The 8,187-nt window shown below is 48.5% G+C and carries 8 protein-coding genes; 2 read left to right on the top strand and 6 right to left on the bottom strand.

Annotated features, from left to right (window positions below; all coding sequences use genetic code 11):
* Positions 1 to 392: 392 nt before the first annotated feature.
* Positions 393 to 1,538 carry a cell division protein ZapE gene (zapE, locus tag RSA72_RS10675; protein WP_332624172.1) on the bottom strand — a complete coding sequence of 382 codons (1,146 nt, stop codon included), beginning with the start codon at positions 1,536 to 1,538 and terminating at the stop codon, positions 393 to 395.
* An 85-nt stretch (positions 1,539 to 1,623) separates the two neighbouring features.
* Positions 1,624 to 2,631, bottom strand: coding sequence for a helix-turn-helix domain-containing protein (locus RSA72_RS10670; RefSeq protein ID WP_332624173.1), 1,008 nt, complete (start codon positions 2,629 to 2,631; stop codon positions 1,624 to 1,626).
* 157 nt (positions 2,632 to 2,788) lie between these two features.
* Between RSA72_RS10670 and RSA72_RS10665 the strand changes: the two genes are divergently transcribed.
* Together RSA72_RS10665 and RSA72_RS10660 are read left to right on the top strand one after the other, a co-directional pair.
* A complete protein-coding gene (locus tag RSA72_RS10665; RefSeq protein ID WP_332624174.1) occupies positions 2,789 to 4,297 on the top strand; it encodes a flavin-containing monooxygenase in 1,509 nt (502 codons plus the stop codon).
* A gap of 51 nt (positions 4,298 to 4,348) precedes the next feature.
* Positions 4,349 to 5,257 carry a lysine exporter LysO family protein gene (locus tag RSA72_RS10660; RefSeq protein WP_332624175.1) on the top strand — a complete coding sequence of 303 codons (909 nt, stop codon included), beginning with the start codon at positions 4,349 to 4,351 and terminating at the stop codon, positions 5,255 to 5,257.
* A 102-nt stretch (positions 5,258 to 5,359) separates the two neighbouring features.
* Here RSA72_RS10660 and pyrF read toward each other — a convergent pair whose 3' ends face one another.
* The 4 genes from pyrF to RSA72_RS10640 all read right to left on the bottom strand — a co-directional run.
* Positions 5,360 to 6,055: an orotidine-5'-phosphate decarboxylase gene (gene pyrF, locus RSA72_RS10655; protein WP_332633165.1), complete on the bottom strand. Its 696-nt coding sequence runs from the start codon at positions 6,053 to 6,055 to the stop codon at positions 5,360 to 5,362.
* A gap of 382 nt (positions 6,056 to 6,437) precedes the next feature.
* Entirely contained in the window at positions 6,438 to 6,803 is a 366-nt protein-coding gene (locus RSA72_RS10650) for a lipopolysaccharide assembly protein LapA domain-containing protein (RefSeq protein WP_332624656.1), read from the bottom strand.
* Between the two features lie 21 nt (positions 6,804 to 6,824).
* Positions 6,825 to 7,127, bottom strand: a complete 303-nt coding sequence (locus RSA72_RS10645; RefSeq protein ID WP_332624654.1) for an integration host factor subunit beta — start codon at positions 7,125 to 7,127, stop codon at positions 6,825 to 6,827.
* Between the two features lie 162 nt (positions 7,128 to 7,289).
* Positions 7,290 to 8,187 (bottom strand): S1 RNA-binding domain-containing protein (locus RSA72_RS10640; RefSeq protein WP_332624653.1); only part of this gene is annotated, 898 nt, incomplete at its 5' end.

The following is an 8,187-nucleotide window of genomic DNA, read 5'->3' as shown; positions in this document are numbered from 1 at the left end:
ATACGTGCAGTCATTGTCTTTCCTGATATTGCTACTTTTTATAACAAGAGATTCCAGTATACCTATTTATACCTAGCTGAATAGCACTATCACATTACTAAATAGCGATCATTTTCCATTAAACAAATACCCTTATTATTTAATGAAATGAAGATCAGAAACGCGACATTATCATCAGCTTGAATGCTCTCAAACAGTTTATAAAGTTTTTGAAATGCCGAAATTAGACTTAAGTGCAGAATTTTGCCTCAAAACTGTACAAAATATCCATTTTCAGTCTTAGGGAAACTAGATTAAGCCATGAAAAACGCGAAATGTCGATAAATTCGCCAGCCTATTTTGCATAAAAAAAAGCGCCGGATTGCGGCGCTCATTTGGTGCAGTTTTTTTGCCTATTCAGCATTCTCTGGCGCATTGATCTGGCGGTGCGCAGAATTCAGGTAATCATCTGACTGCATTTCCAGCAAGCGTGAACGGGTGCGTTCAATTTCAAAGGCAAGCTTTTCGCCTTGGTAAAGATCAATAATTGAATCTTCCGAGGTCAGCAGCAGCTTGACGCCGCGGTCATAAAACTCATCGACCAGATAAATAAAGCGGCGCGTGCCTTCAGATAAGTAGTCCGTCATATGCGGCACATTGCTGACCAGCACGGTATTGTAAATATTGGCAATCTCAATAAAGTCCGCAGGGCTGCGCGGCTTCAGGCACAGCTCTGAATATTCGCACCACAGCACGTCTTCGGTATGGCCGATGGTTTCTACAATGCGCTTATTGATAATGATCGGCTCTTGCGACTGCACCTGAGTCTGGGTCAGCGCGGTAAAGCGCTGCGCCATCCAGACTTTATTTTCATGCGTCAACGGCGTTTTAAACAGCTGCGCCTGCTTCAGCACGCGCAGGCGGTAATCCACGCCGGCATCGACATTCAGCACCGCGCAGTGCTTTTTCACCATTTCAATGGTGGGAATAAAGCGGTCACGGTGAATGCCGTTTTTATACAGGCCATCCGGCGCAATGTTTGAGGTCGCCACCAAGGTCACGCCGCGGGTGAACAGCTTCTGGAACAAGTCGCTCAGAATCATTGCGTCTGTCACGTTGGACACAAAGAATTCATCAAAGCAAATCACTACCGCTTCTTTATAAATCTGCTCTGCCACCAGATCCAGCGGATTGCGCTGGCCGGACAGCTTGTTCAGCTCGCGGTGCACATACTGCATAAAATGATGGAAATGCATGCGGGTTTTGCGGCGGAACGGCACCGAATCATAGAACTGATCCATCAGCCAAGTTTTGCCGCGGCCGACACCGCCCCACATATACACGCCGCGCGGCGAGCTTTGGCGGCGGAAACGGCGGAATGCCTTTTTAGAGGCTTTGAAGCGCTGCAGCAGCTCATGCCAGACCCGGTCCAGCTCATGCACCGCCTGCGCCTGCGCGTCATCCGGCAAAAATTGTCCAGAGGCCAGCGCCTGCGCATAGCGCTCTGCCGGTGAAATTGGAGTAAAAGCGGTGCTGTGTGGAGATTGAAAGTCTGACATATCATTTAATACTATTTTGGGCTATAGAAAAGTATAGCGAAGATTGAACCGTAATATATAACACTTTGGCATTAATATGCTTAGGCTATTTTGTATATTGGCGCGGGCTTTGCCCAAACCAGCGTTTGAATGCATGGTTAAATGCAGCAGGCTCCGAGTAGCCTAAAAGTTCCGCAATCATCTCAATTGAATATTCCTTATATTCCATCAGGCGCAAGGCCTTGTCCTTAATAATCTCTTCCCGGATCTGCTTGTAGCTGGTGTCCAGCTGCTGCAGCTGATGGCGCAAAGTGCGCTCCGGCACATTCAGCGCCTGCGCAGTTTCCGCCATGCTGGGCATTGCCCCGGACTGCAGCTCCAGATAATCCTGAACCCGCTGCACCAGCGAAGGCGCGCCTTCATCTGCCCTCAGGCGCTCCAGCTCGGCAATGCATTTAGATTCATACAGCTTAAAGGTAACTGGATCTGCTGAAGGGATTTTCACATCCAGCACCGCCTGATCCAGCCCAAATGATGCAAACTGCGCGCCAAATTTAACCTGCGCGCCGTAATAGCCCTGATAAACCGCCAGCTGCGCCGGATCTGCCGGCTGCTGGAACGGCAGCTCAATCTGCACATGCGGCGCAGCCAAGCCCATCATTTTGTACAAATCACGGATAAATTTGTAAGTGCCGGATATTTCAGCCTGCGCCAGCAGCAGGCCCAATGCAGTATGCATATCCTGAGGCTGATAGCGCAGCGTGGCGCGGCGCTCAGAAAAATCCAGCGCCAAGCGCCCGGTTAAGTGCGTCAGCTGCTGAAAGCGGATGCCCTGATCCAGCACGGTGCGGATGTCCGGACTGGTGACCAGCAGCATCAGCAATGGGCCATAGCCCGCCAGCGCATAGTGCTGCCCAATGAATAAGCCTTGTTCCGGCGCCACGCCTTCGCCAATGACTTTCAGCACATCCCGCTCTAAACTGGGATGAATCACTGAAGCTGCATCCAGCGCATCTATGCGCAGCCCAATGCCCTGCAGTTTTGAATCGACATCTATCCCGGCCTTGCGCATGCCCTGCACCAGATACATTAAGCTTAGAATAGATCGCTTCATAGCAGCACAAATCCATGAATATTTTTACCTTTTGTACTATAAAAAGCCGGGCTTGCAAATTGCCGTTTAGATCAATTTTCCTGTCAGGCGGATCATGGCGCTGCAGCGGCCAACTGCTTTATGCTAGGCAGCATAAGGACAATAAGAGCTTAAAACCATGCATGATGCACAGCAGCGCCCCTTCATTCAAAAAACCCGGATTGCCATTATCGGCGGCGGCTTTGGCGGCATTGCCATGGCGATACGCCTGCTGCAGAACAATATTCAGGATTTCATCATTTTAGAAAAGGCCAGCAGCTTTGGCGGCACATGGCGTGAAAACCAATATCCTGGCGCTGCCTGTGATGTGCAGTCGCATATGTATTCGCTGTCCTTTGCGCCGAAAGCAGACTGGTCAAGGCGCTATGCCGAAGCGCCTGAAATTTTCGATTACATTCAGGGTTTAATTGCTGACTTTGACTTAGCGCGGTATGCGCGCCTGCAATGCGAAGCGCTTGCCGCGGCTTATTTGGAAGATGAATGCGAATGGCAGCTCACATTAAGCGATCAAAGCACCTTAATGGCGCAATATGTCATTTTTGCATCCGGCCCGCTGCATGTGCCGCAAATTCCACAGATTGCCGGCATCGAAAAATTCAAAGGCAAAGTTTTTCATTCTTCGCAATGGGATCATGCATATGATTTGCGCGGCAAAACTGTCGCCTCGATTGGCACCGGCGCCAGCGCCATTCAATACATTCCTGAAATTGCCCCGCAAGTTCAGCAGCTTTATGTGTTCCAGCGCACAGCCGCCTGGGTGATTCCGCGCGATGAGCGCCTGTATAAAAATATTGAGAAGCATTTATTTGCAAAGTTTGACTGCTTCAGGAAACTGCACCGCGCGCGCCTGTACTGGTCAAATGAGTCCCGCGCTGTGCCGATTATGCAGCCGGCAATCATGAAATACGCGCAGAAACTGGCGGAAGCCTATATCCGCCTGCAAGTTAAAGACAAGGCTTTAGCTAAAAAGCTCACTCCCGATTACCTCATGGGCTGCAAGCGGATTCTGGTCTCGAATAAATATTTTCCAGCATTCAACCGCAGCAATGTGGAACTGGTTTCAGAAGGCATACAGGCCCTGACTGAGCACGGCATTTTAACCAAAGACGGCAAAGAGCGGAAAATTGACTGCCTGATTTACGGCACTGGCTTTATTACCGACCCGCGCATCTATTTAAAGCCATTTCACTGCACAGGGCTGCAGGGCATTGAATTAAAGGATGCATGGAAAGACGGCGCAGAAAGCTACTATGGCATCAGCACCAAAGGCTTTCCGAACCTGTTCCAGCTGCTCGGCCCGAATACCGTGCTGGCGCATAATTCAGTGATCTTCATGATTGAATCTCAAGTGGAATACATCCTGCAGATGCTGAATCTTGTTGAAAAAACCCAGACCCAGGCCATTGCAGTGAAGGATCAGGTTCAAGACCGCTTTAACGCGCGCGTTCAAGAGATGCTCAGCGGAACAGTTTGGCAATCCGGCTGCGTGAGCTGGTATCAGCAGGATGGAGGCAGAAATTTTGCGCTTTGGCCGACCTACACATGGAAATACTGGCTGCAAACCAGAAAACTGAACCCTGCAGACTATCTTCTGCTGTCTAAATCCAAAGCAGGCCGTGCAGCTTAAATCTGAACAGGTCATAATAGGCAGATGTCCTTCACCTGCCTATAATATGTTATGCAATCGCTTTGGCTGATTTTCCAACTTTTATTCTGCCTCTTTCTAGGCTTCGCTCTTGCCCGCAGGCTGCCGCAAAAATTTGAACAGCTCTGCTTTAAAATTCTGCCCTACTTCACCTATGTGCTGCTGATTGCGATTGCCATCGAATTTTCGCAGACACTGCACAGCATCAGCAGCCCTGCGCAGATTTTACTCAGCGCGCTCAGCATCGCATTGGCGACTTCAGCCGGAGCCTTCCTCTGCTGCTACGTCCTATTTAAAGCCATCGGCTATCAGCCGCTGCAGGGCAAAGTATCGGCAGAGTTGCTGGCCGGCTCCCTGCTGAACATCAGCTACGCTTTTTTTGCGCTGGCGCTGGGCTACGGCATTGCGGAACTCTCTGCATATTTTTCCATCAGCGTTCAGGTCAGCACATGGCACCTGCTTTTAGCCTTTATGTATTTGATCGGCTTAGATTTGGCCTATTCGCCGCTGGACCGCTCATGGCTGAACTGGAAGATTCTGCTGATCCCGCTAGCCTGCATTATCGGCTCAACCTTAGGCGCGGCGGCGGTGTCTTTCTTCCTGAGCGATATCAGCCTGAAGGATTTGATTATGCTGGCCCAAGGCTATGGCTTTTATTCCATGACCGGCATTGTCGTCACTGAACTGAAAAATGTGCATTTAGGCAGCATCGCCTTAATTAATGATTTGTTTAGAGAAATTTTTGCGATTTTATTTATGTATTTAATCGGCTGGCGCTATCCGCGCTCCGCGATTTCTTCTGCAGGCGCAACCGCTATGGATGTGACCTTGCCGATGGTCAAGCAGGCCTGCGGCAACGATTTCATCCCGCATGCCATGGTCAGCGGTTTTGTTTTATCTGTGCTGGCGCCGATTGCAGTGAGTGTGCTGGCGGCGCTTTAACCGCCTGCAGCTCAATCCCCTCTCAAAAAAAGGGCTGAACAAAGTCTATTCCATCATGAAGATTCCCCTCTCCCTCTGCGAAAAGAGTTAGAGAGGGTAAAATTACAGCGACGCTAAAATATCTTTCAATGTTTGGCGCATATTTTCCGATTGCGTAATTGGTCGGCCAATCACCAGATGCGTAGAACCGTCCAGCATGGCCTGTTTCGGCGTGACAATGCGCTTTTGGTCATCGGCATTTGAACCCGCAGGACGGATGCCCGGAGTAACCAAGGCAAAGTCCTGCCCCAAAGTCTCTCGCAGCATTTTCGCTTCCTGTGCAGAACACACCACGCCATCCAGGCCGCTTTCTTTGGTCAGTTTTGCAAGGCGCTGCACCTGTTCAAACGGCTCAATGTCCAGTCCGATATCCTTCAAGTCTTCCCGGCCCATTGAAGTCAAAACCGTCACCGCAATCAGCTGCGTCGCATAGTTTCCGGCCTGCAGGCGTGCTGCGCAAGTTTCCATCATCTTGCGGCCGCCCGATGCATGCACATTCACCATCCATACGCCCAAGTCCGCCGCTGCGCAAACCGCCTGAGCAGTCGTGTTCGGAATATCATGGAATTTTAAATCCAGAAAAACCTCAAAGCCCTGGCCATGCAAAGCTTTCACTACACTTGGGCCTTCATGGGTAAACAGCTCTTTGCCCACTTTTACTCGGCACAATGATGGATCAAGCTGATCTGCTATTGTTAAGGCGTCATATTGGCTTTTGGCATCCAAGGCAACAATAATACTCACGAATCTCAGTTCCATCCCATAAAAGTGGGCCAATTATAAAGTGATTAACCCGATGAACAAAGCTGCAAAGCATCACTCAGGAAAAAAACCTGATGATTTCATGCCTCAATATGCATCAGCGCAGTTCAGAAATTCAGATTGCCTGGGAATCTTCCTTCAATGCCTGAAAATATGCGACTGATCTGCAGTTTTTATTTTTATCAGAATTTTATTTTAGCGGCCGCCTATTCCATCCGCTTTTCCGGCTTGACACTGACCCAGCATTTTATCCTCAGCCAGCAGCAGAAACAGCGCTTTAGTAATGCCACAGCCGCTTTTCCAGCCTCAGCCAGCCAAATAAGCAAAAAAAAAGCTCTTTACTGCTAAACAATAAAGAGCCTTAGAAACAATACAGCCATTACAGCGGGTTTGATTTCTTATCTTCCGGGTGAATATCCAAGACAGTCTTTTCATGCCTTGTATGCGCAGCAGCCTCAGCAGCAGCCAATTGCGCTGCATGAATCTGCTCTTTGCGCAGGTGTTCAATGTCTTTACGCAGCCTTTTGATTTCCCAATTGTTTTGGAATACTCGGAATACCTGAACACCCAGTAATAGACCCAGTACAAGACCTAAGGCTAAAGTCAGCAGAAGCAGCAGGCCTAGGCGCATTGCCGGCACTTGCGTAAACAGCAAATCCACTGACAATTCAGTTCCATTCTGCAAAACAAGGAACAGCGAATAGCCAAACAGAACAATAAGCAATACGACTAAAACGTAACGCATAAACTACCTCTGAATCTTAAATTATCCGGCAGATCCGTTTACTGCATCACGCAATGCTTTGCCTGGCTTAAAGTGAGGCACTGCTTTTGCAGCAACTTCAACCGATTTTCCTGTTTTCGGATTACGGCCAACGCGCGGTTCACGGTGATGCAAGGCAAAACTGCCAAAACCGCGAATCTCTATACGATTGTCTGATGAGAGCGCTTCAATCATCTGATCGATCATAATCTTAACAGCTTCTTCAACCAGCGGTTCTGCTAAATGCGGGTTTTTAAGAGAAATACGCTCTATTAAGTCTGACTTATTAAGTGCTTCAGTAGTCATCTGCGACCTCTTTAATTATCAAGCTACTTGGAATCGATTCCTAATAATAACCTGTTTAAATACAAAACGGTAGCGCAATAATGGCTTACTGCGCTACCGTTTACAGTAATTGTGTAAAAAGTATTGTTTAATTTACATTAACAATACAAATCAGACACTTACTTAGTGGTTCATTTGAGCTTTGATCAAGTCGCCAATCGTCTTAGGACCATTGTCTTGAGAAGTCGTCGCTTGACGCAAGTTAGCTACAGCTTCTTTCTCTTCAGCTTCGTCTTTCGCTTTGATAGACAAGTTGATAGAGCGTGACTTGCGGTCAACGTTGATGATTTTCGCTTCAACTTCTTGGCCAACTTCTAAGAATTTAGTTGCATCTTCAACGCGGTCGCGGTTAATTTCAGATGCTTTCAGAGAAGCTTCAACTTCGTCAGCCAACTTAACAGTCGCGCCTTTAGCGTCAACTGCAGTTACAGTGCCTTTAACCAGCGCACCGCGTTCGTTAGCAGCTAAGAAGTCATTGAACGGATCGCTGTTCAATTGCTTGATGCCAAGGCTGATACGGTTGCCTTCAGCGTCAACTGAAAGGATAACCGCTTCAACTGTGTCGCCTTTCTTGTAACGGCGGATAGCGTCTTCGCCTTGCTCGTTCCAAGAAATGTCAGACAAGTGAACTAGGCCGTCGATGCCGCCTGGCAAGCCGATGAAGATACCGAAGTCAGTGATAGATTTGATCGTACCAGAAACTTTTTCGCCTTTGTCGTGGTCTTTAGCAAACTCTTCCCACGGGTTAGCGCGAGTTTGTTTGATACCCAAAGAAATACGGCGGCGTTCTTCGTCAACTTCAAGAACCATAACATCAACTTCGTCACCGATCTGAACAACTTTAGACGGGTGGATGTTTTTGTTCGTGTGGTCCATTTCTGAAACGTGCACTAAGCCTTCAACGCCTTCAGCGATTTCAGCGAAGCAGCCGTAGTCAGTCAGGTTAGTAACGCGGGCTTTAACGATAGAACCTTTAGGGTAACGGTTCATGATCGCTAACCATGGATCTTCGCCTAATTGC

Source organism: Acinetobacter sp. (genome assembly GCF_036659555.1).
Taxonomy (GTDB): Bacteria; Pseudomonadota; Gammaproteobacteria; order Pseudomonadales; family Moraxellaceae; genus Acinetobacter.
This window is presented reverse-complemented; position numbering and strand designations above follow the sequence as displayed.

Bases quoted from the DNA above. Each gene is read 5' to 3' on its own strand.
- RSA72_RS10665 (WP_332624174.1), top strand. From the start codon at position 2,789: ATGCATGATGCACAGCAGCGCCCCTTCATTCAAAAAACCCGGATTGCC.
- zapE (WP_332624172.1), bottom strand. From the start codon at position 1,538: ATGTCAGACTTTCAATCTCCACACAGCACCGCTTTTACTCCAATTTCA.
- RSA72_RS10650 (WP_332624656.1), bottom strand. From the start codon at position 6,803: ATGCGTTACGTTTTAGTCGTATTGCTTATTGTTCTGTTTGGCTATTCG.
- RSA72_RS10645 (WP_332624654.1), bottom strand. From the start codon at position 7,127: ATGACTACTGAAGCACTTAATAAGTCAGACTTAATAGAGCGTATTTCT.
- RSA72_RS10670 (WP_332624173.1), bottom strand. From the start codon at position 2,631: ATGAAGCGATCTATTCTAAGCTTAATGTATCTGGTGCAGGGCATGCGC.
- RSA72_RS10660 (WP_332624175.1), top strand. From the start codon at position 4,349: ATGCAATCGCTTTGGCTGATTTTCCAACTTTTATTCTGCCTCTTTCTA.
- pyrF (WP_332633165.1), bottom strand. From the start codon at position 6,055: ATGGAACTGAGATTCGTGAGTATTATTGTTGCCTTGGATGCCAAAAGC.